Here is a 2,495-nt window from a genome sequence, read left to right as displayed (position 1 = left end):
GCATCGAGCGCAGCCAAATAACGGCTGATGCTCGCCTCGATTTCTTCCATGCGCCGCTTCAGTGCGGATTCCACGCCATTCGGACACTCAGCCCACGCTGATCCGGACACCTGTTCCACGCTCATTCGGACAGGCAGTCGGAGCGCAGCGACGCAGGGGTGGCATTGTTAGTCCGGGTTGGCTGGCGTCGTCAATTTCTGCGTCCGTTTGCGCATTGATTCACCCTTCAGATTGATCCGATAAGCGTTGTGCACCAGGCGGTCGAGGATGGCATCGGCCAGGGTTGGATCGCCGATCAGTTCGTGCCAGTTGTCCACGGGCATTTGGCTGGTCACGAGGGTCGAGCGCTGGCCGTAGCGGTCGTCCAGTAGCTCCAGCATGTCACGGCGCTGTTCAACGGTGAACGGGGCCAAGCCCCAGTCGTCGAGGATCAGCAGGTCGGTCTTGGCATAGCCGCTCATCAGCTTGGCGAAGCGCCCGTCGCCGTGGGCCAAGCCCAACTCTTCCAACAGGCGCGGCAGACGCAGGTAGCGCACGCTGTAGCCCTCTCGGCAGGCCTGGTGTGCCAGGGCGCAGGCCAGCCAGGTTTTACCCACGCCGGTGGGCCCGTTGATAATCAGGTTGAGCCCGTCGCGCAGCCACTGGCCGCTACCCAGTTGCAGGATCAAGCCCTTGTCCAGCCCGCGCGGGCTGCGGTAGTCGATGTCTTCGAGGCAGGCGTTGTGCTTGAGCCGGGCCTGACGCAGGCGGCTGCTGAGGCGCTTGTCGTCGCGTTCGGTCAGTTCGCGGTCGACCAACAGGCCGAGGCGTTCCACGAAGCTCAGGCTGTCGATGTCGGGGGTTTTCAGTTGCTCGGCGAGTGCCTTGAGCATGCCGTGCAGGCGCAAGGTCTGGAGCTTGTCCAGGGTCGGATGGGGCAGCATGGTGGGATTCCTTGTGTTCAGTGGTAGTAGCCGGGGCCGCGCAGGTTGGCGTGGTCGTCCGGCAGCAGGGGCAGGTTGGCTTGAGCCAGCGGCAGGTTTTCCAGCCCCTGGCGCAGGATCGATTCGAGGCTCTTGTAGCTGCACGCGCCGAGGCTGAGGGCGCGACGGCAGGCCAACTCCAAGCGCACTTCGCCATGGGTCTTGCCCAGGCGCAGGATGCCTAGGCAGGCCCGGTAGCCTTGGGTTGGGTGGATGCGCCGTTCGAGGATATGGCTGATCACGCCGGCCGTGTTCGGCCCGGTCTGCTCAGCCCAGCGGATCAGCCGTTGTGGCGTCCACTCGGCGTGCTCGCGATGGCTCTTGGGCATGTGCTCGGCCTGTGTGCTGTGCCGGCCCTTGTGCGGTGAGCGAAGGTGGCTGGCCACCCGCTGATTGGCGTGGAAGCACTCCACCGTGCGCGCTGTCAGGCGTACTTCCAGTTGTTTCTTCACCAGTTGGTACGGCACCGAGTAGTAGTGCCCATCGACCTCGACGTGGTAGTCGATGTGCACCCGCGCCTTCTTCCACTCGGCATAGACGTAGGGCTGCTCCGGCAGTGGGCGCAGCACCGGACGATCCAGAGCCTCGAAGGCCGACTGCCGGGAGCCCGGCAGCTTGCGAAACGGTCGTCGGTTGAGCCGCTCCAGCAATAAGGCGATGGCGCTGTTGAGTTCGTCCAGGGAGAAGAACTGGCGGTTCCTCAGCGCGGCGAGGATCCAGCGCTCGACCACCTGCACGCCGACCTCGGCCTTAGCCTTGTCGCGCGGCTTACGCGCCCGCGCCGGCACCACCGCCACGCCATAGTGCTCGGCCAGATCGCGGTAGCTCGGGTTGATGTCCGGCTCGTAGCGATGGCTCTTACTCACCGCGCTTCGCAGGTTGTCCGGCACCACGATCTCCGGCACGCCGCCGAGGAAGGCGAAGCAGCGGGTATGCGAGCCCAGCCAGTCAGGTAACTGCTGCGACCAGGTGGCTTCGGCGAAGGTGTAGCTGGATGCGCCGAGCACCGCGACGAACACCTGCGCCTGGCGGATCTCGCCGCTGTGGCGGTCGATCACCGGCACCGTCTGCCCGGCGTAGTCGACGAACAACTTCTCGCCGACGCGATGCTCCTGGCGCATCACCACGTCCAGCTTGCCCTGCCAGGCTCGGTAGTGCTCGCAGAACCAGCTGTACTGAAAGCCTTTCGGCTGGCTCAGGCGGTACTCCTGCCAGAGCAGCGCCAAGGTCACGCCCGGCCGGCGTAGCTCGGCGTGGATCATGGCCCAATCGGGCAGCGGTCGTTGCTCGGAGGGTACCGCCGGCGGTGGCGGGAACAGCTGCTGCTCCAACTCCGCATCGGACAACGAACAGGGCCAGGTGAGGCCGCTGGCGGCAAAGCGGTTGAGGTAATCGCCGACAGTGACACGACCGATCTGCACACTGACGGCAATCTGGCGAGCCGATAGCCCGACCTCGAACTTGAGACGGAGTACTTCGCGAATCTTACGCATGGATAAACGCTCCACGACGACCTCTCTGCTTCGAAAAAGA

2 protein-coding genes are annotated in these 2,495 nt (G+C 64.7%); both read right to left on the bottom strand.

Annotated elements, in window-relative coordinates; all coding sequences use genetic code 11:
- Positions 1-167: 167 nt before the first annotated feature.
- Positions 168-923, bottom strand: coding sequence for an IS21-like element helper ATPase IstB (gene istB / locus DBO86_RS03315; protein WP_108232978.1), 756 nt, complete (start codon positions 921-923; stop codon positions 168-170).
- 17 nt (positions 924-940) lie between these two features.
- Positions 941-2,455, bottom strand: a complete 1,515-nt coding sequence (istA, locus tag DBO86_RS03310; RefSeq protein ID WP_108232977.1) for an IS21 family transposase — start codon at positions 2,453-2,455, stop codon at positions 941-943.
- Between the last annotated feature and the right edge of the window lie 40 nt (positions 2,456-2,495).

The organism is Ectopseudomonas oleovorans, assembly GCF_003052605.1.
GTDB classification, from domain to species: domain Bacteria; phylum Pseudomonadota; class Gammaproteobacteria; order Pseudomonadales; family Pseudomonadaceae; genus Aquipseudomonas; species Aquipseudomonas oleovorans_A.
This window is presented reverse-complemented; position numbering and strand designations above follow the sequence as displayed.

Excerpts from the sequence above, each read along its gene's own strand:
- istB (WP_108232978.1), bottom strand. The coding sequence starts at position 923 with ATGCTGCCCCATCCGACCCTGGACAAGCTCCAGACCTTGCGCCTGCAC.
- istA (WP_108232977.1), bottom strand. The coding sequence starts at position 2,455 with ATGCGTAAGATTCGCGAAGTACTCCGTCTCAAGTTCGAGGTCGGGCTA.